Genomic DNA, 26,398 nt, shown 5'->3' on the forward strand with positions numbered 1-26,398 from the left:
ATACCTCAAGCTGGAGAGTTGTGTCCTGACTGTCTCACTCGATACTCGGCTCGGGGTGGCTGTTTCTGTAGACGGTGACACAGAACTCTTGTGAAGATCACTTTTTCGGGTTTTCACGCTTAGTCGAAGTGGACTGTCATCGGTCCTTCAAACCAACGACGACAGGGTCCCGAACGGCGATGCTCTGGCTAAACGACAAACTCAGAATAGCCCTCCAGCCGATCCTTTTTGTGAGGCTTAGGTGGCGGTTTCTTTGCTTTTTCCGGGCTTTTGTCGGACCGATTTAAGGCGGGACTGGACCCTGATCGCGGCCTTCCCAGACTGGCTCGCCACGCCAGCTATCACTCGCTCGAAGATCAAGCGGATGAATCGATGAGTCTGCGTTCGCCCTCGGCAATCACGACGCTGGCCTGGTCGCGTTGTGTCACGTTCGATAGGTGATTGCTTTCGGAAAAGGTAAGATTCATCACGACCTCTTCCCCCGTACGGAAGGGTCGTGAGCAGGTAGCTATCGCAGGATAGAGCCTTTGCGGTTGCTTGACTCGAAACGGTGGGCTTTTCACCTGCGAATATATCTTTCAGCTATCGAGATTCCGTCCCGTTAAAACGTACACAGATGCCATCCCTGAAAGCCGGGAATCCAGAGATATGCGCCATTCACTGGCGAATTGGAGCCGTTCGATGGAGAGTGTCGATTATCGAGAACAACACCGAATTTGATTGCGAGTCTAATGAGTATTTCAACTTACTGCCGGCTTCCAGAAGTCCAGAAGTAGATAGCGCGGCGGACGAATCCATTCGGAACGCCTGCTTCCAACTGCGGCGTGCGACTGGAATGCCAGCTGAACTCGTTAGGGGCGATCGATTGCAAAGAAATGCGAAGGTGCAGCACATTGGGTCAACGGGACGTTGAATTGCTCAGTTTGCTTATTGAGACATTTGGAAAAAATCTCAATTAGCCGATGAGACAAAACGTGCATTCCGGCTTGGACCGATCTTAACCAACTCCCTTCATTTCGTCATTTCTTGGAAATTTCGGGATAGGGAATCGCGTAAACGATACGAAATTCGACGGCGTTCCCGCTTTCCCGTTGGCCGGATTAGAAAGATCGTTCACAGTCTGAGGCACAATGCGCTGGAAACGCAAACGGGGCGAGGTTTGGTTTCCGACATTCACAAATCGATCCTCCCTTAATTCGCAGTCGAAGCCGTACTCAGTGGCAGTACGATGCGACCAAAGCGGAGCTTAGATACTCCGCTTTGCGCATCGATCGGATTCGGTGTGTCTTCACTTCCTGCAACGAAACCATCGAGAACCGACCGGACAAATTCGAACGAAGGCGCACGCCTTCGGATAATCGTTAACCTGGGTGGCTTCGGGTTTGCGCGGGTTTATGTCACCATCCTGCGGCCCTCCCCCTGGCCAATTCTAATTTTCGTGCGGGCATCATCGAGGGTGAGTCCGACCAGGTCGATCTTTCGCACATCGCAGGTTCCAAGGAGGGCCTCATCCGCGAGTCGAAGGGTATTATCGCTCCGGACAAATGGAGGTTCACCGCGTTCCGACAGGGGATCGTAGCCCAAGACGGCCGTACCGACAGCATCAGTATTTACTGCGTTGCGACCGACGATGATTATGCCCGGATGAACTTGCTGTATGCCGGGAATCCATGGGCCTTCGCCTCCGCTCAAGGTATCGACACCATCCACTATCGCCAGATCGATTGGCCGGACCTGGAGAAGATCGACCACAATCCGCGGCACCCGAAATCCCGGATCGCGAGGCGAGTTGGGATCCAGTTCGGCATCGACGCCGGCAGGCACGGGGATGATCCCGTTGTGCAGTACGTCGGCACGCTCTTTTCTTGGCTGCTCGTTCCCGTCCCGGCCGCAGTCCCCACCATACAGCGAACAGGGCGTTATGCCGAAGTTGTTCTTCATGCTCATGGTTACACCGGCGAGCCAATGTTGTTTGAGCTTGGCCATAGAGACATAAACATCGCATTGAAACAGGGCCGGACTTAAATGATAAGCAGGATACACGAGCGGATTACATGGCTTGCGACGCACGTAATGTTTATGATTGCCGAGGTTTTGAATGTTCTCCCATATTATGGGGACGCCTTTGTGGTGTATCTGATCGGTTCTGAGGTGGTAGCGAGCCCAGAGCGAGTGTTCCTGACTGGCAGGGAAAAAGCTCTCAAGTATGCGGATGCGACGTGCTCCTGCCTTGACGAGGAGAGAGATCGTAGCTCGCACACTTTGTGGATTCGTTCTGAAGACTTCCCCACCCGGAACTGCGGACGGCCAGACACGCGGATCGCCCGCGAGGTTGACTTTTACAGCAACAGTCTTCCCGTGCACCAACTTTTTTACGTCGCCAATAGAATCGAGGGCCGTTCCTAGCTGTTGTTCGAACTGACCGTAATCACTGCACGAAACCAAAGCTACTCGGTCATTCACTGACCGTTTCAGCTTCGGGGGGCACAGCTCAGACAGCATGCGCGCAGTGGTGAGGGAAATCATCACACGTCGGTTCATATCCGGATCGGCCTCACTTCTTTGGCTTAGCGCTCCAGTTGCTTGCTGACTACTTAAGCAGCATCTTCACCGAGAAACGAATTCCCGACTGTACAAGCAGGCTGGCGTCGACACCTCCACTTTCGGTCTTCCCCCTGGCTTGCGCGGGACTAACGGGTTCATTCGGATAGGTGGCAGGCAGCCGCATATCGCGTTCCTCCACAATGACGTAATACTTGCCCAACCTGGAGTCAAAGCGCTCAAGATCCATTTTTTTGCACCACACTGCCTGGTATCTGCCAGGTCCGTGTTGGGTGTACTGGATTTCGCTTTCCTTAAACGCCTGCTCGTATTCCAGTATCCGAGTCGGCACACCAACCAGACATTTTTCTTCGCGAACGATGCGGGCAACCATTTGGCTCACAGGAAAGCTTTCCTCTGCATCTTCTAATAGCCCACGGGGTTTGTCCCGGAGCGTTTTGTCCAGCTCGGACTGACTAGGTGCGGTTGCCAGTCCCTCAATTTGAACCGTAACCGTGCGACCGGATCTCTGAACTTCTACTGTTCGGCGAGGCAGCAGTTGAGTCCACTGCACCACCGGGTAGGAGACCCGTAGCGGCTCTTCCGCATGGGGCTGGTATCGAACCAAACCAAGCCGGACAAAAGGTTCGGCTTCAAAAGGATGTTCGATGGCCGTGTCGACGTACCACTGCTCCTCCGAAATATCGAATTTCGGTCGGTAAGTCAGCAATGAAACGGCGAGGGTTTGGATAACAGCGTCGTTTTGGGACGGTCTCGATTTGGGCGATGGATGGCTGTCCTCGTCAGCGCGAATCGGCATGAGCACATTGGAAATTTTTTCAGGTATAAATCCGGTCTCGGATGGCTGATAGAGATCGAGAAAAGCTTCCGGAGGTATGAGCGAAGGCGTCGTGCGCGTGTTTGTGGGTCGAGCTTCGTCTTCCAAGTGCTCGGCTGGAAGGCGCGTCGGATCTCCTCCCCAACGGGTGATAAATTTTCCTCCGGGGCCTAAGTCTTCATCGCGAAAGTCCTCTACCTTGAGCCACCTTCGATCGCTTCCGGCTCCAGACCTGTCTTGGGGCGGCGTTTTCAACCAGATATAGTTCCGTTCTAAATCTTCTTTAGCGTGGTCGAAGATTTGCGGCGGCCAGAGAACGATGCCCAGACGTTCATCCTCGCCCGAAGAGAACCAAGGCCGGGATATCGGGATACGAATAATGACCGTTCTGCTAAGCCGGTTGCCGGCCTTCACCGGCTTTTTCCCGCGAGGTGCGCAGGGATGCTCTTTGGGCTCCTGTGACAACCGGAAAAGCGGAAAGGGGGTGCGGGTCGCCGGCTCGGCCGGACGCACGCTTGAAGGGAGCCACACTGGGACGGAGTCCTTGCTGCTGAGGCTTCCCTGCTCCGGGGTGAGCGGTTTGCCCTGGTGCAGCCATTTGCCATTGTGCGCATCGGGGTCTGCCGTGCGCATGCGATCGCGGTGGCGCGCATAGGCTTTGACAGATAGGAGCAGTTGACGGGCGAGGCCATCGGTGAACTGAAAAGTGTATTTGCCCGTTCCTACCCAGGCCGCTCCACTTGGCTCACTACTCGACTGGAATCGTGCACTCAGGCTGAGCTCGGAGCTCATGCCTTGATCCTTCTCGAAGCGCTCGCGATCGAGCACGGGAATATCATCGAGGCGATACAGGGCAACACCTTCGGTTTTGCAAAGGGTTACTTCACCACTGGCGTCCACATGAAAGCCGTACACTCTTGAGGGCGACAGGGCATTGCCGTGAATATCCTTGGGCCACAAGCCATGCCTGCGCTGCAACAGACTACGCCCGCGACGAACGTCATCCAGCCGGTCGGAGGTCGGGGACGCCATGGCTGCCGTCAACTCGAGCGACGAAGTCGTGGACCAGTCGAAATCCACCTTGCCCTGAGGAGTCCACGGATACGTGTTCGCGGTGACTCCCGGCGTGCGCTTGAGACATACCTCCATGCCAGGACCTTCGTCCAAAAGGCGCGGCTGGAGGAAGGGCCGATCGGTCGCGTGGCTAGCACGCAGCGTACGGACCGCAGCGATCTCGTCGAGCGGATATTGAGTGAGAAAATCAAATAAAGCCGTTCCCAGAGCCTGACGGACCTTAGGTCCCGGGATGGTAAGGCCAGCCGGGCCAATGGCAGCCTGCTTCCAATCGGCAGCCTCGTCAGCCTGGTTTAGGAAGACCTTCGCAAGATTGGCGACCACTGCATCGTGCATAGACGGCAACAAACTTTGCACTCCAGCGAGAAATGCGGATTTCAAATCGGCGCCCGCTTGGCAAGCAGAATCGCTAGCTGCTCCGGCCTGAAGGCATAAAGCCGACAGCGATTCAAGCAGCGCCAAACGGTTCGCGAGTGTCTCCTTAGAAGGAATGCACCAGACGTCTATTTCGAAGTCATCCCCGGGCGCAAGCAACACTAACGCCTCAACAGCCCCGGGGACGTGTCCCGCGCCCGAAGGCCGGTGCGCGTGGTACTGGGTATCGCCCGGCACACTGACGATCTCCTCCAGAAGGGGTGTTCTAGTGCGAGGCTTGTCTTGCGTGGTCCGCGCCACTGTGAGCAGCAGCGGCCGCGTGTCTGGAAAACGATAGCCACCAGCCAGGGCATCGATGACGCGCTCGCGGCCCTTCAGGTAGGTATCGGTGCCGGCAAACCGAACGCCGATAACAAATGCGCAAGCCGCGGGATCGGGATAGTAACTGACATAATCACGATTGCCGCGGTTTGGCTTAGCGTGAGGTGCGAAGGAGTAAAGCATGTCTCCCGCTTCCGCCGCGTCGCCCAGGGCGCTGGCAGCGGTATGCCGGCCGGCGGGATAGGGATACCCGTTGATGCCGGTGATGTGATCAGTAACAATCATGGGGAATCCGCCACGGAGCGGATCGCGGCGAACACCCGAGGGCCCGAAATGCGATGCGCTTAAACCCTCCGGCGGATATGCTCCGTGGAATTGATCGAACACGCCGTGCATGGCCGCCAAAGCATGACTAACCCCCGGCGCGACGAAGATTCGTTGGGTAAACGTAGGCTGCTCTCGCTCATGCACTTCGCCGAAAACCCTGCGGACGATGGCGTGCGCTGCGCTCTCATAACCCATGGGGCCATGGCGTCGCATGGCCACCTCTTCGGGAAGTAGCAGCCATGGGGCGTCGATGCGCTCATGGCGCAGAAAGCGGCGGACCGGCGTAAGCGAACTACACGACGGAACGCAGGCCGGTATCAGGGCGACCGGCTGCGCGCAGGATCGGTTATAGAATTTTCTGGCGACCGCCAGAGGTAGGGATATTCCTCCGGGAAAGACCGCCCTGAGCGCAAAGACGTAGCGGCTCCCGAAACGTAGCGGCGGTATCCGGCGAGGAGCGTCGCTCGTCGCAGAGGGTGCGATGATCAAACGGCCACAACCGATGGGATCGAGCGTCACCTTATCGTCCCTTGTGCCCGAGGTGGGGGCTCCCATGGGTTCCGCGGCCCACGCGAAGAGTGCTTCCTCGGCATGAGCCGTTGCCGTCTTTTTGATCACCCGGGCGGTGAGGCCGTGATACCCATCTTCTAGGCATGTTCGCCAGCCCATCTCAGGATCACAGCTGGCGGGACCTTCGATAAAAAGACGTGGAGCCACGCGGTCGATCTGGCTGGCGTGGCCATGATTGCCATAGACCACTCGCCTCGCCATGAGACACCGCCACTGATAACTCCCTTCCGCCTTGCAGAGGTTCGCCTCTGCCTTTGTGGGAACGCCTACGTCCACCCGGTAACCGGTTAGCAGGTCGTTAGCGCAGAGAACAATAGGGGAATTGTTCGCAACGTCGTTTTTATGCTTGTCCCGAGTCTGTCGCTGAGCTTGACCTTGATCGCCTCGGTGACGATCCAGGAGAGTAAAACCGCCGGTGTGGTAGGTCTTGCGGGCCAAAGCCGCTGGCCGTAGCGCCGTTTTCGACACCAGTTCACTGAGTTGCTTCGTGGTGAGACGGCAGGTTAGATCTTCGCCTTTAGTTCTGAGCAAATCCGCGCAGTGCTTTTTTTCGTCGTCGCTGGCACCTTCGGGAAGTGGCGCCCCGCAATTCTGCAGCTCTCGAATCTGACCTCCACTATCAGTTGCCTTATCCTTGTCGTCGATATCTCTCCGAAGGATCGACTCGCGATCGATCGCAGCCTCGGCCGCACGGCGCACGTCCAGACTCGATAACTCAAAACGCGGCTTGTTGACCGTTTTGTTCTTTTCCATTACCCAATCGGTATTTACGGCCACACCGCGATAAAGCCAGCGAGAAGAAGCGCCCTTCGATTCCTCCGTCGTCGCGGGCCAAAAAGATGTAGAGTCTGATTTGTCGTATTGGGTGAGCACATAGATCGGATGTAAGAAGCCCTTCAGGAGCTCAGGATGGCTCGGGTCGAAGGATAGCTTTTGGTTGCTGTCCGCTGAGGGTGAATTTTGCTTGTCCACCTCCGAACACACAGATAGGTAGAAAAAAACTGGTGCCTCTTTCAGAGAAGAAGCTGGAAGAGTGACGTCAATGACCAGCCCAAACAACCGGGAAAGCGTCGGTGAAGACTGGAGAGCGTAAAAGATATGCCGGATCTTTTCCCCTTCTGGAAAATCGGCTACGGTCTGAACTTGATGGCTGGTCTTTACTTCCGAGCCGCCCCCCGTGGCGGAAGGAGGAGGAGGAGGCGACGTCGGTTCCTTCTCATCCGGAGCATTCGCCCTCTGGTAGCACTTGATGAGAGTCTCTACTTGAGCGGCCAGACTGTCTCGAAGGGCATAATCCTTCGCATGGAGGCTGCTCTCACACTCAATATCCTGTGTACTAGGGTTTGAATCCGATGACACACTCGGCAAAGGGAGGTATTTTATCTCCTCCTGTCTTGCCTCTACTCGCTTACACCGTAGCTTTTCGCTGACTGCTTTCACAGAATTGCAGAGTTCCAAGGCGCGGTTGCACTCGAGAGCGAGGGACAAGTCGGTCTGCGGCACGCCTTTCACGTGATCCGGCATGGGTGCCGTGCTATCGCCTTGAGAAGTAGCCTCCCTTAGCACCGCGGCGAGCGCTCCCCAACCGTCGGTACCGCAGGAAAATATTTGTTCCCACAGTCGTTGTACCCAAGCGGGATTGCAGTCGGAACCCCACAGGGAAGCCATAGCGGAGGCATGGGCGATGAGATTGTTATTCTCGGATGGACTCTGAGGTTCAGCGCCGGCTTTCAAGAGGATGTTGTAGCCGTGTGAGCACAGCCACTGAATTACCTCTAGCGGCCAGGCCTGCAGCAGTTTCGAGATGCTGGGGCCATTATCTTCAGCGCTCGTGGGCGGCGTCAAAATGACAGTGGCCCGCAACTGGCCGTCGCCGGCGAAGCCAGTTGCTATCACCTTAGCTGCGGAAACCGCCAAGGCCGTCATACAAACACCTCCTCATCCTGCGCTAGTGTCATATCAAAATGTTCCAGATGCCGGCCCCAGTGTTCCGATTGGCACCACGTATCCGCACGCAATGTCGCAAACTGCGTAGCATCGTTTGGCTCAAAGCCGGGCGGTCTTTGAGGCTGACTCAGTGAGGCATGCTCATCTTTCTTGCCACCCCACTCGAGACGTTGCTGCGCTTTTACGGAAAAGTCGTAGTCGATAAACCCGATCGAAAAGGAAAAGGTGAAGGTAGCCGTGCCAACAATGGCGCTCTCCCCGGAATTTGACTCAGCGGTAATGTAGAGCGACGCGGAGAAGGAGAATATCCAGAGCGATGCCGCGCCTCCGGCAAAGAACGTAGCGGCGATCTTTCCCTGCTTACCGATGCGAATATAAACGCCCACCATCACCCTTCCTTGACCGCTCAGTGGGCCGTAAGAAAAGGCTGCTGCGCCTCCATATTCAAAGGAAGCTTCAAATGAAGTCACTCCCTGCGCGGAAGCCTCTATGAGGAAGAAACCGGCTCCTCCATACGGAGCTATGGAAATCGTGAAAGGAGCATCCCGCCGCGAAAGGCCCGCGGTAAAGGTAGCCTGTCGCGCGTCGAACGGTAGGCGAGCTGCGGCGTTCAGCGATACATTGGCGAAGGAAACATTGCCGAAAGAAATGGTCCCCAGGTTCAGTCCGTAGCCTGCTTCAATGCCCACTCCTTCCGCAAGAGGCACAAGATAAAACCCCGAGCCTTTCTTGGGACTCAAAAACTTTTGCAGCTGCTCAAGAAACTTGAACATGGGCCCCATGACGACCGAGCGAAAGTGGACGTCGCACCTGACAGGCCCCCCGACCGACTCAAAATGAACACCGTCAAATTTCAACGTGATTGCGTCGGCGATAGCGCCCAGAAGCTTTATGTCGAAGGGCCCGAGGTCTCCTACGGAATGGAATTCGGTTTTACCGGTTTCGAAATCGATCTTGGTTTTGCTGGTAATGGTAAGTTTGCAGCCCGCTTGTGGAATGCAGAAACCCACGCTTGCCTTTTGTACAGCCTCTGTGTCCAACGCGAAGTCGAAAGCATATTTGAGCTCGGAAGAGTGCGGGATAAGCTGCTTGATGGCGTGATCGAGTTCGTCACGCAAGCGGGAAAAGTCAACAATGCTCAGCAAGCGTGCGCGTGCGCTCTCCAGGCTTAGAGTCTGCTGAATCTGCTTCAATATGCGGTGCGGCGTGTCGGTTCCACTAGCCCAATCGCGGAGAAATTCGTCCAGAAATTGATAGTATGCGGGATCGTTGGTTGGCAGCGAACTGTCCGTCTGCAAATCAGCCAAAGCTCCTTTGTCATAAAACAACTGATCATTCAACGTCGTAGGCTTGGCGTTGAAATCAACTTCTGTAACGTACTTGCGGGAGCTATCCAGCGGGACCGAAACCGCTTCCTCGGCCTCCGGAAGTTTATGCGCTAGTCTCGCGCGTGCTTTGTCCAGGTCTTCGTAGAATTTTGACAATGACTCAAAGATGGAATGAGCTATCGTTACGAAATCGCTCTGCACTTTCTTTCTACGGCGAGCGCCTGCGACCAAGCCAGCTTTAAATACTGCGCGCCTTGCTGACTAAGTTTCAAGAACAGATCGTCAGGCAGCGGAATCACGGTGTCTCGATCTACCTCTCTCCATGCCTGCCAGGAATTGGTCTGCCTTGCGGTCTGCAACGCCCTCTCGAGCAGTGGAGTGTTGGCGTGCAGTTGCTGTTTCAGCGCTGCAAGCGTCGCGACATCTGTGGTGGCGTTCACCCAGTTCTTCACCCATGCCTCCGTCAGCTGAAGAGCGGAACTCTGGCATCTGAGCAGAAACGACATACCCGCATGCAGCGTCTTCGCGAGATCCTGCAACTTTGAATTCTGGACCTCTTCAAGCGCAGGCAGCAGAGTTGGTAGCATAAGCTTCAAAGCACTAGCTACCGCATCCATCAATTGCTGGACTTGATCGAAAACCGACGTTAAGAAAATCGGACTGACATCGACGATCTCCTGCGGCCTGGCTCCTTTCCCCATTTGCGACAGCAGACGTGCTAGCATGAGCACTTGTTCTTCAGTTTTCAAGGCGGCATTGGCGGCGCCAATCAGGTATGCGCGGCCGCTGCTATCCCTTACCGAGGCGAGAGCCTCCCGGGCAGCAGCAGCGAAACTACAAAGATCATCCGCTGTCTTGGTCTCATCTCCGATTATCCTGTTTGTCTTGCAGTAGGGCGGTAATTGAATGCTGTAAAGGCTTGGGTGAAGGTTTCCGGCTGCCTTCCACGTGTCCTCAACGCCTTTGGTGATCGCGGTGAGCTGATTCAGAATGCCTTTGACGCCCGTAACAAAGGCGCTCTCCCCGCACCGCAACTTTTCGGGCAAAGGCCAGAGCTGCGTCAAAATGATCGAGGCCGCCGCTGCCCATTTTTGTGGATCATTCGGCGCAGCCGCTGCTTGGTCGAGGGCGCGCGCCACCTCAAACAATGGCAGCGCCGTGCTTGCCCAAGATTCGGCAAGTGATGCGAATGCAGGTTCAGCGAGGAGTGCCTGGGCGAACTGCTGGGCGGCCAGAACAGCTGCCATACTCGATACGCCATTTAAGGCGTTAATCAGTTCCTGCTTCTTGTTTCGCAACGCTTCGGCTGTGGAGGCTTTCAGCCCGCCCGCGCCAGGGAAAAATCGGTTCACGAGGACGTCATAGTCGAGTGCCAAGGAAGCCAGATATTCGGTCGCACGATGAATGTCCGGCAGCCCGGCAGACCCAGATTGTTTACCGACCTTCTCTACGATCGGTTTAAGCACTACCGTAGCAATCAAGTCTAGATCGAAATACTCTGCTACAAACGTTGGAAATGCGTTTGCGACGGCTAGAAAGCTACGTTCTGGGATATGGGTCGACGCCTGTTCCAATGCGCTTTCCAGGCGAAGTCCGGTTTCGTACACATCGCCGAGAGAGGTAAGAAACTCGACGCCGCCAAGAGACTGCGTAGTTCCCAGTGCAGTCGCGAAATCATTCTTAGCACGGCTTAGTTCCGGGAAGATATTGCTGAGGTGAACCGCAAGGATCCTATTGTGTTCCTGCGCTTCCGATAGCTGCCGATCCACCTTTTCCCATTGAGTGTTTAATTCAGCCATAGCGCGGGCCAACGGCTGAATAATATTGGTTCGAAGCGTTTGCTCTGTCGCCCCAGTGGCAGAGGCACCGTAGGCCAACACCTCCTGGAGTTGCGGCAGTCCCTCGGCGGCGGGCCGAAACTGCTTACAGAATCCCACAACGTCTTTAAGGCTCAGGATGCCGAGAAGCTTTGTATCCAGAATGCCCGTGCCTGCTCCCGATTTGCTCGTAAAGTAATTCTGGTAGGCCGTCTTGCGCTCTTGAAATGCGTTGACAATGCTTCCACGCTCACGGCTCTGTCGATCACCCCCAAGAGGACCGCGCATTCTGCTGAGCGCCGCAACGCCACCCCCGGGCTGAAAAACTCCGCCGCTGCGGTCGCCCGCGGCGCCCATGCCAAATGACACGTCGTTGATTACGTTAAGGTAGATTTCCAGGTGGTTTCTGTCAGCCTCTTTCTGTCGCGCCGCTTCTTCGGCCTGTTGATCTTTACTGCCGCTAATGCTCGTGCTCGGCTGGGCGGCCGGCTGGTCAAACGATCGATCCGTCGAGTTTGAGGGAAACCCAAATTGCAGGTAGTGTCCGTCAAATTGCACCAGGGCAGGTTCGGTCTTGTTCGCAGTCATACGCTCTAGCTGATCGAGACGTATGCAGGCCGACTCGATTGCAGGATAAAACGAGGGTTGATCCGCACCTTCCAATGCGGAATTATGAAAGAGCGTGTTTTTGCCTTCTCCGTTGTTTACGGTCGCCTCGGTTTGGGTGCCTGCGTCGGAGCCCCCACTTGCTTTCAGGTTCCAGTACACGGTGCGGTGCGAGGCCGAAGCCGGCTTTACCTCGTCACAGTAGCGCAGTGATTGTTGCTGTAAGTCGAGCGTACGCAGATCTTGCGGCCTGACGTTGTAGTCTGCCTCGGGAGTACCAAGTTTGTTGTAATACTGCGTCAGCTTACAAAGTGTCTCTGCGTTTTGCGCCGCGGTATTATCGACAAAGATAAGTGGCAACTTGACGAAGGATGCGTCTACTAAGGCTTCGAATCGTACTTCCGATCCAGCGATCCGCGCTGTCCGAGGCCAAAAAACCAGTCCAGGTAAATTGGCAAGCAGGCGGCCCGCGCTGTTGGGCCCATCCTCATCCTTAGATTTCCCAGGGTCATCCTGAGATGGGTCAACCAGATCAGGAGTCACCGTCGTCAACAAGAGAACGGATCGAGGAGGAAATTGCCTGCCTCGATTGGGCTGCCCCAGAGCAGGAAATGCTTTGAGCGGCTCGCCGATGCGTATAAAGATCCGTTGCTGAAGATAAGCCCGAACGCTCCCGTTCAAGCTGCCGTCTGTGGGATCGCTCGCGGGTTTCTCGTCCTTCTGTCCCCTGGCGCGCTGTACCTTGGCACGCAAAAATATCCGTTCCGTTTGCTTCACAAGGGAAGCGCGGTGGCCAATAGGGAAGAGGAAACCCTTGTAGACAACTTCCGCGAATACATCGCGGCCCAGAACCACCCAATGCTGCCACCGTTCTACCGAGAGCGAATCGTGTAGCGGTCCGTAGACAAGGTGTTCCGCGGCAGTAGGCGGCACAAAGTCGGTATCGTGGCGTAACGTCCCGCCCAGAGCCGAGAGGCGTAATTCCCTAATCTTCAAAGAGCGCGGCCGATAGAGAGCACTGTCTGGCGTGAGGTCGATGGGTTGGAGCAATTCCGGAGCTTCAGCCTGGCTCGAGATCGAAATGGGCAAAAGTCCGCCCTTAGCGTCACGCTTGCCGGAAACTGGAAGACCGTAAGATGACGAGAGCATGACGATTTCATGGCGATCGTAGGCATCCAGCGAAGAGCGGAAGACAGCGCTGTTTTTGTAGCAGTTATGGTCTCTTTCTCGCCTGCGCAGGTATCGGATGAGCGACGGCAGGGTCTCTTCAGCAGATCGAGAGTCTGGCTTACCCTTTCCCGCCTCCTCACAGGAAACCGGCGGCGGGAATGGGATGCCAAGTTGTTTGGCCACCTCCGCAGAGGAAGAGGGCTTGGGACCACCGTCTTCGATACCGAGCGTCCAGGGAGCGCGCGGTCCCCTGGGGGGCGGCGCCCCTGTTGGAACACTAAGGGACACACCGTTCTTAGGCTTGGCCGCCGCGGCCGCGGCGCGCTCCAGAGTCTGGCGAACGAAGCTGGGACGTAGATCGGGTGAGTAGATGGCGCGAACCGCGGGATCCACGGACTCCGTGACCAGTTCTACACTCCACAGAGGACGGAGACATACGGGGGGAAGGCGATGCGGTCCATCCGCTACGGGCGTCCACGGAACTCTCCATTTAGCTGCTTGCGACGGCGAAAGTATGAGACGTGCCGGGAGTTCAATCGCTGTCTCAAGCAACCCGGGACTGCGTAAAGAAGCCTCTACGTCCGTGAGCCGTTGTTCGGCGGTCACCGTCGCACCGAAGTGAAATCCTAGTGACCGAAGCATCGAAACATCTTCGACAGCTCCGGAGAGGGCGGCCGTTCCCGGTTCAGTATCCGCAGAGGTATCATTGGGATCTTTTTGATCCTCGCGTTTTAGCCCTTCGCTCTGCTGGCTCTGCGATAGTTTCTGGAAATCCGCGCCCAAGCTGTCTTCTTTGAGGGCCGGGTCTTCCGACAAGCGCGGGCGGCCTTGCTGATCATAGGGGGTGACCGCCCGTGCGCGAGCGGAGACGGCCAACTCGTGGGCTTGCCAATCCAGTAGACAGGTGAGGTCAAAACCGAGAGCTTTGCCCGGTTCAAGATTCAAGCGGAAAGCAAGACGCGAAGGATTTGCGAGCCGCGCACGCATGATCGTCTTAGAGTCTGGTTCGACAGCAAGCGACAGGTCGTACTTCCGGGTCATCTCAGTTTGCAGGTTTTTCATACTCGTCTTCTGCTCGTCGGACGCCCATCCGCGATTGTCCAAAGAGAAAAACTCAAGGTATTCCGGCGCGCCACTTGCCTGCTTGTTCGTAGCGTCGTTAGTCCACTTACGGGTCATCTCTTCTCGGTAGTAATCGCGAAACAGATCGTAGCCTGGGAGCAAAGCGGCAATGGCCTGTTCGTGCAGAATGGCATCGGCAGGTCCCAGCGGTGGATTCGGCGTAGTGTCGCTCGCATCATGCCGCGATGGCAGCAGGCTTCTCGCTAACCTGGCTACGATACCTTGATCGCTTTCAGGGTACGAACCCGGATTGTTTAATTGCTTTGCTCGGTCGTTAGCCTGGTTCAGGAGCGTAGCCGTTTGGCTGCCGGGATTGAAATAGCCATCCGTGACGCGGGAGGTGAATCTGGCCAATTTTGCAGAACGCCCGTTATATTGCTCTTTGACGATCTGCACCAATTCGCGTCGGGCTCTGGCCCGCACATCCGGATCCATTCCGTATGGACCGATATAAATGAACTGGTCGTCAATGTTTTCCCAGTTACGATCTTCTCCCTTGATAGCTAAAAGGCGATCATGCAGCTTTTGAAACAAGCCACTGCCCTCCTGCGCTATCTTTTGGCGGGCTAGTTCGGAGCGTACGGTGATTCGTTTGCTGCGTTCACATTTTGCAAGTCTGTCCACCAACGCTACTGGATCGGTAGGAAACGACGAAATCTCAGGGACTTGAAATTCAGTAGCAGGCGTTTTGTCTTTGAGAAGCGTCACCTCGGGCAGGTCACTGGCCGCTGTCTTAAAGATGGCCTCTTCAAAAACGTGCTGAGGAGGAAATTCCACTACCAGCACGGGCCTGGTATCGAGAATGTCTTCACGCTCATCCATGGAGTTGCGGTTGATGGCGGAAGGAGAGGGTATCTCACGCCGGAGCACACGATAAGAAGATGAAGGAGGAACAAGCTCCACCTTTCCCTTATGGATCTCTAGCCAGAGGTCGGCGAACAGAAAGGCGACTTCCAGAAGATCGCCGTTTCGCGTAGCGGCGAGACGCGCTCGGCTCAGGTCAAGCCTCATTACCGGGAGATGTTGAACCGACGCCAGGCTGCCAATCCAAAGATAGCTCTCTAGGTCAGCGAGAATGCGACCCAGAGTCGTGCCGGCCGGATACCAAACGGCGTGCAGGGCAGCTGCGTTGAAGGTGAATTGGCTGTAATCCGCGCCGGGAAGCAACACCGAGCAGGCAAACAGATTTAGTGGTACGGAGCAACTCTGCAGCGTGCCGGGCCCGCCAGAAGCAGTCGATCCAGCTACGTGACGGGACTGAAATCTGGTCCGATTGCGGGATGACGTGCGTTCCTGTATAGGGCAGTTCCCAATTTGCACGGTTCCGATCGGGCTCTGCGCCAGAGTACCGCTGCCAGTTTGCGGTCCCATCTCAAGGGGCGCGGCAAATCCTACAAACTCATCCTCGAACCCGCCTTCTGCTCGCCGCCGAACCCGAAGCAAGGCGTCGTCGATTGCCAGCTCTCCCAGGGTCACCTGACGCCCTGCAAAGGCAGTCATGGACCAACGCCTGGCCGGATTTTTCTTCTCCTCCTCGGGTGTTTTTGTCTTGACGGCTATCTCGGCGATCCCGGTGGGCATATCAACGCCGGGATCCCAATTCCCCCGCAGATAGTTGTAGGTGAGGCTTGGCTTATCACGCTCGCTTTGATATTTGAGTAAGAGGGAAAAGGAGGTATCTCCGCGAAACAACAGCCGCTGATCGCCAACCTTGATGTCACCCGCGGCACAGAAAATCGGTTGCGCAACGGGACCCTGCGTTTCCTTCTTAGCTGTTCCCTCTTTGGTTGCTTGCTCGATCAACGCGACCTCTGCATCTTGATCGATCGCCGCCAAGGCTACTAGGCCGTGTTCCAGGCCGGACGCGGCAGCCTCTTTTTGCGGCGCGGGTTTGGCGGCGCCAGCGTTTTTGGTCGGGGGAGGAGCCGGCTCACACCATGCTAGGGTGAAATTTTCTAGCGGGAACCCGTAAGGAAGGATCGTAAGTCGGCCTCGGCTGCCAGGTGTGAAACGCCAGCTGCAGTCCGCACGCAAAGTGATTGCGATGTTGCCGGATGCCTGTAGATGGCCTTCTACGGCTCGCTCTAGCGCACGTAAAGCCGCGAAGGAGGCGCGGGGAAAGTTAAACCATTCCGAAGAAGACGAAGAAGGCGGCGCAAGCAAGTCGCGGAACCAAACATCTTCCGAAGTAACTTCTCCTTGAGGCTCTGACCAGAGGTTGGACCGCATGCGCACCTTCCAACCGTCGTCTTCATCTCCGATTCGTTGAAAGACAATCCAGTGGTTACGCCCTTGGAGGGAACCAAACCGAAGATTACCGATTTGGAGTTCATACCCCTTACGGTTCCCGGTCTGTAGAGTGCGTAACATAAAGGTTGTGGAGGGGCCAAAAGCGAGGCGATGAAGACGCCAGACCTGGTCGTGCGCATTGATGATGCTCATGCCCTGCGCATCTTCAACAAAGCGTAGATCGTACGGCGGATCGAGCGGACTGGATGCCCATGCGGAACTGTCGATGGCAAGTGCTGTGGGAACTGCTACGCTCACGCCCAGGAAAGTACGGCGGCTCAGAACAGCTGGGGTAGGTGGGGATCCCAACGGGCGATACTTGCTTTGCGTCAAGGCTCTCCTAATCCAAAACACACCGGGCGTGCAAAACACACCGGGCGCGCACTCATGCGCGTACAATGTTGGCGAGCCCAAAGCCGACTAAGCGAAATAGCCAGCTTGCACGTTTGGCCCGGCGTTAAGTGCGAGGTGCTTCGGATCTTTAGCAATCCAGAAGGGCCGTAGTTGATTTTGCATCCTAGTTCTTGACGGTTGTGGACGGAAGCGTCCGAAGCAAGAGAGTTGTTTGAGGTCCTGATGCGAGGCGTGCAAGCGCCCGCCTCTATGCAGAGTGATGATTCACTCCTGTTTCCTTGGCCCAAGGTCGTCAGTTTCTGTTGCGGTTTCGCGGCTCCTTTGGGTTAAGGGCTAATTGCGTCGGAATGGCGATCCCGGTACTAATGAAAGAATGCGAACCGATCTTGAGCTAGTCGGAAGGGGCTCGTAGCCCGCCGATTAACCTCGTGTCAATCACAATGAGCTCTGTTCGACGTACACTCGTATCCCATTGCCTAACCTCCTCGTTATAGGTTCAATCCGCGCTTTGGCAATTGTGGATCAGCGAGGGTTGTCCTAAAGGGGCAGGCAAACTCTCATTGTCGTAAAGCTGATTCGCAAGAGAATAAGCTGGTAAGGGTATTGTGTCAATAGTGTTGAAAAGAGCTTGAAGTAGATTAGCCATCCGTCTACGTCCCTTGTAAGGTTTCCTATTGACGACTTTGAGCGTTTTGGCTTACTCTCCGCTTCCATCAAAGTGAATAGCTGTGGTGGATCGTCTCGGTTTGGGCTCGCTTGTGCTTCAGTGGAAACGCTCGTTTGAAGAGTACTTGTCTGTAAGTGATTCTTCTACTTTGCCTTTGTTCTGTTGATAATGGCACCATATAGGACCGGTTAGAAGTTTTCCCACTCTGTAAGGACAGTGGGGCACTTCTGGATCTGAGGGCAGGCGAGGTCCCAATAGAAATTGATCTGAAAGGGAAGAAAAATGTTCGCAGAATTGTTACAGCCGACGCATCTTCTAATCATCGGGGCAGTGGTAGTTTTGTTTTTTGGGGGACGCTGGTTTGCCCGTCTCGGGCACGGATTTCGAGACGCTGTTTCGGCTTTTCGGAAATCGATCAGCACAAAGTCGGACACTTGACGCTGTGCAAGGTACTCGGCGAGCTTTAATCCAAGTCGGTTCACCGACATCGGGCGAACCAAAAGCTAAGCATGCCTTTGCCCGGAGGTTTTTGATTCAGCCGACCGGGATTTCACCGGGCAGATTACGGCATCTCCTCTGCCCCGGCCCCCAGGAATTGCATATCTAGTTGTAGCGATTGCATCCATGGGCGCCTTGACCGGGATTGTCATCCTTTCTCATTCGATAGAGAGAGTGCGTTTTCTACTAATCCGTATACTTGCACGTCGCTCGTCCCTCCAAGCGCACAGATGATGCGGCTTCCTCTTGATCCCTGTGCGTCGACGCCCATCGTTCATTGATTGAACTACTTGGTTTGGCGAACTGCACAGCATACTGTGAGGCATCGAGCCGGAAATTCCGGCTGGAAATTCGAGAGAAGGGTGCGGAAAACCATGTACCACAATCAACTGAAGCGCACATTTTGAGAAAAAACCTTGATTCTGGACAGGTGGACCGTAAGCATAGAAAGTATTTCGTGAGCGTAGAAGAGCCTGATGTGCGGCTACCCGCACCCTACCCAAATGAACCGGTGAGTCCGGACCGGGAACAAGTCTTCCAGATCCCTACGAACATCAAAGTAGAATTTGATACAGCTGGAGAGTTTGATTGGGTGATCGAAAATAAGGACGGCCCATAGTCACGAATCCGGTAGACAGGATGACACAGCATCGAGATTTTTCCGGTCGAACAACGCCAAGGAGCCTTATTGCCTTGACATAACACCCGATTGGGCATTCAATAAGTACTCGCCTGTTCCCGTCTACAATCGAGCCACTGAGCTAAGTGTATGGTGAGACTCATCTGCTAGGAAGTTTGGCATCGGACAAATACCTGGCTCTAGGTGCATCAATAACAAGTGAGCACGGTGATAAACATGAAAGTCAATCGTCGAACCTTTCTTGTCCTTCAGTCGTCTTTCGCACTCCGCTGCGGGTGGGCCTCTGCAACTGATTGGGAACACGATGTAACAGACATGCTAAATCAGTTCCTATCCTGCCAAACACCGATAGACGACCGGAGCCCGTGTAATTACTTCCTTGCGAGAGCAGTTAAAAAGGTTTATTCGGTCGACGATTTCTTTTTAGCTCCGGACAAGCCGATGTCAGCTAATGCCATTGCAGCTTTTGTGGCCGCGGACCAAAAGTGGACGAGCCTTGGTTCATGCGACAAACAACTCAGCCTGGATCAAGCTCAAGGCTACGCGAATTTGAAAAAACCTGTGGTGGCAGTGTATGTAGCGCAGCCGCATGGGCATGTTGCACTGATTCTCCCAGGAAGCGCCAGCAAATCGCAGACATGGGGAATGCAAGTCCCGAATTCGGCCAGTTTTCCACTGGATGCTCCCCAGAAGGCGTACGTTGCGGGACCACTCTCCAAAGCTTTCGGGCCCGATAAAAAGACACAAGTCACGCTGTATGGTCGAAATTTCGTTCCGTGATTGCAGCCCTCTTCGAAATTTCTCCGAATCTCTTTCAAGTTGTTGACGTGAGTCAAGCTCGAAAAGAGCTGTCTGCTTCGTTTCGGCGACGAGGGCAGACCGAACCCTTTCTGCTGACTCGATCTGCGTCGCGGCCTTTATAAAACAGAAGTCTGGAGTGCACCCGGTAGAAATCCATGCGCAACTGTTGGTCCGTCGAAGCGCGTGCTGAGACGCGCTAGCAAGTAAATCCACCTAGACGCCCCGTGCTGCACAACGCTCTCGGTGGACGTCTAAGGGCGCTATCGCATCATTGAGGCTATTCGGGATTTGACCCAGATGCAAAGGTCTCTCTTCGTCGACGCTTACACACGAAATACCTACCGTGTCGTGAGTTTCCGGCCCCCACTCGAGCAGTTCATCGATACAGGGTGGTGGCGCAGCATGAACATGACTTGGTGGATTCTTCCGTTAATTCGATTCGCGACTAAGCAGCGAGTGATGGTTGTGACGCCGCTTCCCTCCGACGGAAGAGGTCGACTAAGGCTCAGGAACCACAATCTACGCTACCTGCGTTCTCATCGACGGTCTCGAATAAACGACGGCTCTACTGCTTCCGCGGGACTTCTTCCTCTCTTCCTTATCAAGCTAAACTCATACGTTTTGAGGCACCAATACAGTCCAAACGAATAGACACCGCAAAATTCTGCCAGGAAGATGAAGTGCGTATGTGATCTACCCAGAGCATTCAAGACAGCTGCAGTCAGAGGCGACAACAGCATCGCAGCGGCCAAAACCCAGTATGCGCTTCGCAATCTTTTCTCCAGATCTTCATCTTTTATAAGCGTCAGGCTCTGACCGGAACAGAGGACACAGACGAGGGCCAAAAGAACAAAAAAGGCGACGGCACAGGTGCCATGGATCGACCACCTACTTCCCTCTACCCATGGCATGGGAAACAGAGCAACGCCAATCGCAAATGCGCCGGCTAAGTTCAGCAGCCAGTACTCCAATCGAGATAGGCCTTGGTAGACGAACAGTAGCGCTCCGACTGCAAATAGAAACCCCACAAACCATGGCTCCAGCGTGCCTTGGGGGAGTGCTGAGTTGGTCTTGCAGGCAGTTATCTCAGTCTGGTTGCAACAGGTCGGACTCTTGCTCTCGCATTGTGGACAGGGCCGATCAGACGGGCTCTGAAAGTCATGCGTCGCGTGATAATACGCGCTCATTGAGGGAAGAAGGGGAATCCCGGCATGCAAACCTCCGAGCCAAAGAATCCAAGGCAGCGAAAAGGCGATAATCGCAATTCCCAGTCGCAGTTGGAGGTAGGTTCTGCGGAGAAGTAGATCGATCGGATCCTGGTCTGGGCGCCCTGGCTCCCTTGGGAAGGGAACATGAGGGTCATTAGGCATTACTCCCTCCTGGAAAGAAATGAATTCTAGGTGATATCGAACAAGAGTAGTATCAATCGCGATCCCTGCAAAGGTAAAAGGTGTTTCGGACTCGCAACGTAGAGGAGCAGAATGCAAGGCTCCGGATCATAAAGAATCAGAGTGGAACTTCCGCCGGGCGTGATGCGGGCCTGGAGAATCTTCAGTATGAGCTCAGAAATCCAACTGCTTCGTCCTCGCCTTATGGATGCAAAGGAAACCGCTAAATACCTCAAGTTGAATGAGAAGACTGTATCCCGGTGGGCTCGGCAAGCTTACATACCCGCACATCCACTCGGAGAAGGAAAGCGCAGGTTCTGGCGATTTTACGAGGATGAGCTGTCTGCTTGGGTATCTGCTCAGTTCAACGGGGCGGAGATGCGTGGTTCATCTTTGCCATCCGATTCAAAGGACCACGCTGCTCTTGAGGAAGTGTCTAGGTTTCCTGGAGCCGCCAAGTTTGCTGGTCGGATCAGCAAAACCCCTTTACTTGGCCGTCAGCGGTCGCCGCGATATCAGCGCGGTTCGCTGAGCGTTTTGCAGCATAAAAATAGTCCCGATGCCTGGGTATTTCGCTACTACATAAATGAGGACGGCCGACGTGTGTACAAGCGAACGACCATAGGGACGCTCATCGACTTACCTCGCCGCATAGATGCAGAAAGAGCAGTAGCTCAGCTCAGAATCGAGATCAACGAACGTGCGGGTATGCACCCCTACACAATCGAGGAGCTAGCAGCTCATTTTCGGCGTGCTGAGCTCCCTCACAAAGCTTGCTCGACGCAGAACGGATACCAAAGCATGCTGAGCAGCAGCATATTGCCACGCTGGGGTCAATCTGCTCTCGCATCAATGGAAAGCATGGATGTCGAGCATTGGATTCGAAATCTCAAGACTAAAGGCGGGACTCCAGCGAGCGCGGCCACAAAGAGCAAGGTGCGAAACCTGATGTCAGCACTTTTCTCGCATGCAATCAGGTACGGGTGGGCGGGGAGGAACCCAATTACCGCAGTCCGAACTTCGTCGAGCAGGCGGCGTGAGCCCGAGATGCTGACGCCCGCTGAATTTCGACAACTGAGAGATGAATTGCCCACGCGAGAGTGCTTGATGGTCGTCCTTGCGGCATCAACTGGAATCCGCCGTGGCGAACTGGTAGGGCTCAAGTGGGCTGATTTGGATTTTAACGAACGGCTCCTTCACGTAAGTCGTTCCGTCTGGCACAACATCGAAGGAGACACAAAGACGCCGGCCTCTCGACGGTCTCTGCCACTGCACGCAGTCATTGTTGATCTGCTAAAGGCGTGGAGAACACAATCTCCCTACGTGGCTTCGGACGATTTCGTATTTCCATCTATTCGAGCCAACGGAAAACATCCAGTCGAGCCAGGCATGATTCTCCGGAACTACATCCGTCCCGCATTGGTGCGACTCGGCATCTCGAAGAAGGTTGGTTGGCATTCTTTCAGGCACGCATTTTCCAATCTTATGAGGCAAAACAGGGTAGATGTGAAGACCGCACAGGAATTGCTCGGCCACACTAGCAGCCGCGTGACACTCGATATCTATCAACAATCGGTCACAGCAGAACGCCGCAAAGCACAAGCTGTCGTTCTTAAGGATCTAATGGGTTTCAAGAAGGTGTGAATCTAAGCCTTCACTGGTTCTACGGAAGACGCTATTGGTTCACACCCCCGTCCTTTGTGAATCCGCAATCACTCCCGGGTTTGGTTCGCGATGTACCTAGCAATCCTATCGCCGATTCCGGACTCGGCTGTATTCTTGTGTCGTCCAGAAAAGAGTTGCAGAGGATCCCCCCTGATGGCTGGTATCAGCCTCGAGAAGATTGAAGCGCTAGCACCGGACCAGGCCTCTTTGGTCGCGGCGCGGAAACTCGTGAAGCCCTCGGGTTGGTCAGGGCTGTCGTCGGACAACGCTGGGCTCATCTGGGGCGAATGTCAGGGTTCCGGCTCTTCACCTTATCGAGTCATCGTTTCCGAATCCGACGCTGGCTACAAGTGCACCTGCCCGAGTCGGAAGTTCCCCTGCAAGCACAGCCTCGCACTAATGTGGATGCGGGCCGAAGGAAAGGTCCCATTCGAGGCGGCGACAACGCCGGAGTGGGTGCAGGACTGGCTGCGTCGGAGGCGAACAGGCGCCGGAGCAGCGGACAACGCGGACAAGGAAGTTGCACCTCAGCCAAAGAACCTGGCGAAGGCGGTTGCGGAAAAACCTGAGGAGACAGATCCCAAAGCAGAGGAGCGTGCGGCAGCGGCGCGCGAGCGGTCCCGCCGCGAACGTGAGGACGCAATCGTTGCCGGACTCGATGATCTGGACACCTGGCTCCTCGATCAGGCCGACGCGGGACTGGCAGGTTTCGCGGGACATGCGGGGAAATCGTGCCGGTCAATCGCACAGAGACTTGTGGATGCAAAGGCACCGAGCTTAGCGTCTCGCGTTGACGCGCTGCCAGCTCGCCTCTTTGGGCTTCCCGACTCTTCAAGGCCCATGGCAGCAGTAGAGCAGCTTGGCCAACTTCACCTGATTGCCGAGGCCTATAGACGCCAGGAGAGTTTAGCCCCTGAACTATGCGCCGACGTGCGCCGCGAGGTGGGCTGGATGCAGACGCGCGAGGCATTGCTGAGCGAGGAAGGAGCGATCACCGCGACAGGGAGATGGCGGATTACGGGTACAGTAAGCGAGGTGCAGCCGGACAAATTGCGTCGCCTAGAAACATGGTTATGGCGCGAAGACCCCGGTGAGGGTCCCAGAGCAGCTGTGCTTCTGGACTTTGTTCCTGTCGCTGCAGGTCAGACCAAAGGAGCATACAGAACGGGAGAGCAGATGCACGCGACACTGGTGTTTTATCCCTCTGCACGGCCTCTCCGCGCCTTGGTCAAAGAGATTACAAGTCCGGTGCAAGAAAGCAGCTCAGAAGTTGCGCTGGGTGACGGCGGCTTGCTTGAAGCATTTTCAGGGCACGAACAGGCTCTGGCGGTGATCCCGTGGCTCAACCTATGGCCACTCGCGTTCACTAATGCCCGCCTCAGGCGAAGTGGCGAAAGTCTCTTCCTGTGCCCCGGAGACGGTGACGCGCTTGCACTGCCGCTAATGTCCACTCAGTGGTCGCTAGCTACTCCTCTGCTTGCCATTGATGGATTCTCGGGCTTCGGCCTTTGGGACGGCTATGCGTTCAGACTTTGCCTCGCTCAGACGCCGCTCGGCAGATGGGTGGCTGAATGAACGCTGAGGAGCTGAAAGTACAGCTGCTGCCGATTCTGTTGAGCGGAGCGCGACGAGGCTCGGGCGAAGAGCTGCTGATTTTGGGGAACGATCGAGAGCACTCAATCCTCGCGGCACTAAGTCTGACAGGGCAATCCTTGCGGTTCACGCGTCCGGCGGTTCCCAGCGAGTTCGCTGTAGAGCACTGGCCGAGAGACGAAAGACGCATTGTTCCGGACGGGTTGAGGCGGCCGATCCTTCGCCTGCTCGATCGAAGTACCGACGATACAGCCAGGGCCTTGGCGCTTGCCTTCGAGAAGCAAAAGCTGCGCCCCCACCCGTTCGACTTGCCACTACTGGATGGATTCGGGCGCCGGTACGCAGATCGACTAGGCGCAACAGCACAATTCTGGGTACAGAGGGAGACGCCGGCGCAGCAGACTCGCGGGTATTTCGAAGCAGATGAGCTTACGGCTGACAACTGGACCGAAAGCGCTCTTCGGCAGAGAGTGAAGTTTCTCAGAGAACTTCGCAACCAGGATCCGGCAGCAGCCCGAAGTCTGCTCGAGCGAAGCTGGTCAGGGGAAAATCCGGACAGTCGTGTTCAGTTGCTTTCGATACTGCTGACAGGGCTGTCGGCCGAGGACAAGCAATTTCTCGAGAGCATTCAAAAGGACCGGGCACCTCGGGTTCGCGCCATTGTGCACCGGATGCTCGGCACTCTGTCAGGCACAACAGGCGAGAACGCTGCATTGGCGGCGTGCAGCGAGCGAATCCAACAATCGAAAACAGGGCTTCTGAAGAAGCGCCTCACCCTCAAGCTGGAGCTGCCAGCGAACGTCAAAGAGCATGAGGCAAATCGGTGGATCCAGGAGCAGTTTGCCGATGTGAACCTCGAGCAACTAGCGCATGCGTATCGCGTCTCGGACCGCGAACTGGTCGACGCTGCAGAGAAGGACGACAATCTGCTCTTTGCACTGGCCCTGTTGTCATCCCGGGAGAGGAGATTCGATTTGCTGGATGCGATTACGGATCGATTGCCGGATGCGTGGGGACGGATGGGTGAATTGAGCGACGATGATCTCGAGCAGGACGGCAAAGAAGCTTTCAAATGGATTTGCGCATTGCTAAAGCCAAAGAAGTGGGTTCCCGCATCGCCGTTCCCATCATGGAGCTGGCTGCATCGGCAGATGGAAGGCTATCTTCCCGGAGGAATCATGCGAGACGTTCTGCAGTCGAAGGTCTGGAAGGAACAGCTTGAGCCTGAAAAGAAGGGCGGCTCGGAGTTTGTGCAGGTGATATGCGCGTTGTGCCCTCCAGAGTTGCGGGGACTAGTGCGTACGCAGCTTGATCCGCTTGAGGTCGATCGGAAAGACAAGGGGTGGATGTTGCTCGACATTCTTGACGAGTTGGAGAACGTGCGATGAGTGATCAGAAACTGCGTTTACCGGCGGAAGAGATCTACGCTGCGGAACTAGATGTCCTGTCCAAGAACGATGACGCAGGGCGGCCGCCCAATTGGCAACTGTCACCAAAGGCAGTGGTGACCTATCTGCTGGGCGGAAAGGCGAAGGACGGAACTGAGATTTCGGCGAAGTACATCGGCAGCCGGCGGTTGATTGAGACTGCAGTGGCGACTTTGGCTACGGATCGAGCTCTTCTTTTGCTTGGGTTGCCAGGGACAGCCAAATCATGGGTGTCGGAGCACTTGGCCGCGGCGATTTCAGGTTCATCGCAGCGCATTATTCAATGCACAGCCGGGACAGATGAGAATCAGGTCCGCTATGGATGGAACTATGCGCTGCTGCTTGCGAAGGGCCCCAGCATCGATGCCCTTGTGAAGACTCCGCTCACACGCGCGATGGAGGAGGGGACCATCGTACGGCTTGAAGAGCTGACACGCATGGGTTCCGACATTCAGGACACGCTGATTACCGTTTTATCGGAAAAGACGCTTCCTGTCCCGGAACTGGATATCAGCATCGACGCTGCACCGGGGTTCAACGTTATCGCAACGGCAAACAATCGCGACAAAGGTGTAAATGATCTTTCTTCGGCACTTAAGCGGCGGTTCAACGTCGTTGTGCTGCCGTCGCCGGCTACCGTGGAAGAGGAAACAGTAATCGTCGTGAAGCGTGTGGGCGAGATTGGAGCCAATCTTACGCTTCCCCCGATCGAGCCGGCTGAGAAAGAGCTCGCGCGCATCGTGGTCCTCTTCAGAGAGCTGCGTGAAGGCAAAACACTGAATGGAAAGACAAAGCTGAAGACATCGTCAGGATCACTTTCGACAGGAGAAGCCATTTCGGTAGGTGTGAGCGCATGGGCAGATGCGGCCTATTTTGGGAATGGAGCCATCGATGCGCAGAGCCTCGCTCCAAATCTGGTTGGCGCAGTTGTGAAAGACCCCGTGCAGGACGCTGTGGCTCTCGAAGAGTATCTAGAGAACGTGGTCCGCACCCGTGACGAGTGGAACGACTTGTATCGCGCGATTCGCGATGTGATGTGA

The 26,398-nt window shown here is 55.5% G+C and carries 10 protein-coding genes; 6 read left to right on the plus strand and 4 right to left on the minus strand.

Going from position 1 to position 26,398, the window contains the following annotated elements:
• Nucleotides 1-1,392: 1,392 nt before the first annotated feature.
• The 4 genes from DHV10_RS07745 to DHV10_RS07760 all read right to left on the minus strand — a co-directional run bounded on the left by DHV10_RS07745 (nucleotide 1,393) and on the right by DHV10_RS07760 (nucleotide 16,658).
• The gene (locus DHV10_RS07745; protein WP_162601303.1) at nucleotides 1,393-2,526 is read right to left on the minus strand and encodes a DUF362 domain-containing protein; all 1,134 of its coding nucleotides are present in this window, start codon (nucleotides 2,524-2,526) and stop codon (nucleotides 1,393-1,395) included.
• Between the two features lie 64 nt (nucleotides 2,527-2,590).
• On the minus strand, nucleotides 2,591-7,972 hold the full coding sequence (locus DHV10_RS07750) for a hypothetical protein (protein ID WP_109485795.1): 5,382 nt from the start codon (nucleotides 7,970-7,972) through the stop codon (nucleotides 2,591-2,593).
• A complete protein-coding gene (locus DHV10_RS07755; protein ID WP_204101365.1) occupies nucleotides 7,969-9,477 on the minus strand; it encodes a hypothetical protein in 1,509 nt (502 codons plus the stop codon). The genes DHV10_RS07750 and DHV10_RS07755 overlap by 4 nt, the downstream gene beginning before the upstream one ends.
• Nucleotides 9,478-9,503: 26 nt before the next feature.
• A complete protein-coding gene (locus DHV10_RS07760; RefSeq protein ID WP_162601304.1) occupies nucleotides 9,504-16,658 on the minus strand; it encodes a hypothetical protein in 7,155 nt (2,384 codons plus the stop codon).
• A 970-nt stretch (nucleotides 16,659-17,628) separates the two neighbouring features.
• On the opposite strand from DHV10_RS07760, the gene DHV10_RS28200 reads away from it, so the two are divergent.
• The 6 genes from DHV10_RS28200 (at nucleotide 17,629) to DHV10_RS07800 (ending at nucleotide 26,398) form a co-directional block, all read left to right on the plus strand.
• A complete protein-coding gene (locus DHV10_RS28200; protein WP_109485798.1) occupies nucleotides 17,629-17,784 on the plus strand; it encodes a Sec-independent protein translocase subunit TatA/TatB in 156 nt (51 codons plus the stop codon).
• Between the two features lie 916 nt (nucleotides 17,785-18,700).
• Nucleotides 18,701-19,264 carry a hypothetical protein gene (locus tag DHV10_RS07775; protein WP_162601305.1) on the plus strand — a complete coding sequence of 188 codons (564 nt, stop codon included), beginning with the start codon at nucleotides 18,701-18,703 and terminating at the stop codon, nucleotides 19,262-19,264.
• A 1,577-nt stretch (nucleotides 19,265-20,841) separates the two neighbouring features.
• Nucleotides 20,842-22,317: a tyrosine-type recombinase/integrase gene (locus DHV10_RS07785; protein ID WP_162601306.1), complete on the plus strand. Its 1,476-nt coding sequence runs from the start codon at nucleotides 20,842-20,844 to the stop codon at nucleotides 22,315-22,317.
• 174 nt (nucleotides 22,318-22,491) lie between these two features.
• Complete coding sequence (locus DHV10_RS07790; protein WP_109485803.1) at nucleotides 22,492-23,913, plus strand: SWIM zinc finger family protein; 1,422 nt, start codon at nucleotides 22,492-22,494, stop codon at nucleotides 23,911-23,913.
• Complete coding sequence (locus DHV10_RS07795) at nucleotides 23,910-25,319, plus strand: DUF5691 domain-containing protein (protein ID WP_109485804.1); 1,410 nt, start codon at nucleotides 23,910-23,912, stop codon at nucleotides 25,317-25,319. Before DHV10_RS07790 ends, DHV10_RS07795 begins: the two co-directional genes overlap by 4 nt.
• Nucleotides 25,316-26,398 carry an ATP-binding protein gene (locus DHV10_RS07800; protein ID WP_109485805.1) on the plus strand — a complete coding sequence of 361 codons (1,083 nt, stop codon included), beginning with the start codon at nucleotides 25,316-25,318 and terminating at the stop codon, nucleotides 26,396-26,398. The genes DHV10_RS07795 and DHV10_RS07800 overlap by 4 nt, the downstream gene beginning before the upstream one ends.

Source organism: Occallatibacter savannae (assembly GCF_003131205.1).
Lineage (GTDB): Bacteria > Acidobacteriota > Terriglobia > Terriglobales > Acidobacteriaceae > Telmatobacter > Telmatobacter savannae.

Bases quoted from the DNA above. Each gene is read 5' to 3' on its own strand.
- DHV10_RS07745 (WP_162601303.1), bottom strand. From the start codon at position 2,526: ATGATTTCCCTCACCACTGCGCGCATGCTGTCTGAGCTGTGCCCCCCG.
- DHV10_RS07750 (WP_109485795.1), bottom strand. From the start codon at position 7,972: ATGACGGCCTTGGCGGTTTCCGCAGCTAAGGTGATAGCAACTGGCTTC.
- DHV10_RS28200 (WP_109485798.1), top strand. From the start codon at position 17,629: ATGTTCGCAGAATTGTTACAGCCGACGCATCTTCTAATCATCGGGGCA.
- DHV10_RS07775 (WP_162601305.1), top strand. From the start codon at position 18,701: ATGAAAGTCAATCGTCGAACCTTTCTTGTCCTTCAGTCGTCTTTCGCA.
- DHV10_RS07785 (WP_162601306.1), top strand. From the start codon at position 20,842: ATGAGCTCAGAAATCCAACTGCTTCGTCCTCGCCTTATGGATGCAAAG.
- DHV10_RS07790 (WP_109485803.1), top strand. From the start codon at position 22,492: ATGGCTGGTATCAGCCTCGAGAAGATTGAAGCGCTAGCACCGGACCAG.
- DHV10_RS07795 (WP_109485804.1), top strand. From the start codon at position 23,910: ATGAACGCTGAGGAGCTGAAAGTACAGCTGCTGCCGATTCTGTTGAGC.
- DHV10_RS07800 (WP_109485805.1), top strand. From the start codon at position 25,316: ATGAGTGATCAGAAACTGCGTTTACCGGCGGAAGAGATCTACGCTGCG.